Genomic DNA, 303 nt, shown 5'->3' with positions numbered 1-303 from the left:
AGCTCAGTTGGGAGAGCATCGCCCTTACAAGGCGAGGGTCACTGGTTCAAGTCCAGTACGACCCACCATTCTTAGAATGGTGCATATTAAATATATAATTTGGGTGATTAGCTCAGTTGGGAGAGCATCGCCCTTACAAGGCGAGGGTCACTGGTTCAAGTCCAGTATCACCCACCAAATTATACTAAACGTTAAATTTATAAAGTCATATCTATTATATGTGGGTGATTAGCTCAGTTGGGAGAGCATCGCCCTTACAAGGCGAGGGTCACTGGTTCAAGTCCAGTATCACCCACCACATAT

2 tRNA genes are annotated in these 303 nt (G+C 45.2%); both read left to right on the top strand.

Features of this window, described 5'->3' with window-relative positions:
* Positions 1 to 101: 101 nt before the first annotated feature.
* Positions 102 to 177, top strand: a tRNA-Val gene (locus AN389_RS19775).
* Between the two features lie 45 nt (positions 178 to 222).
* A tRNA-Val gene (locus tag AN389_RS19770) sits at positions 223 to 298 on the top strand.
* Positions 299 to 303 lie beyond the last annotated feature (5 nt).

This window comes from Pseudoalteromonas sp. P1-7a (assembly GCF_001401855.1).
Classification (GTDB): Bacteria; Pseudomonadota; Gammaproteobacteria; order Enterobacterales; family Alteromonadaceae; genus Pseudoalteromonas.
This window is presented reverse-complemented; position numbering and strand designations above follow the sequence as displayed.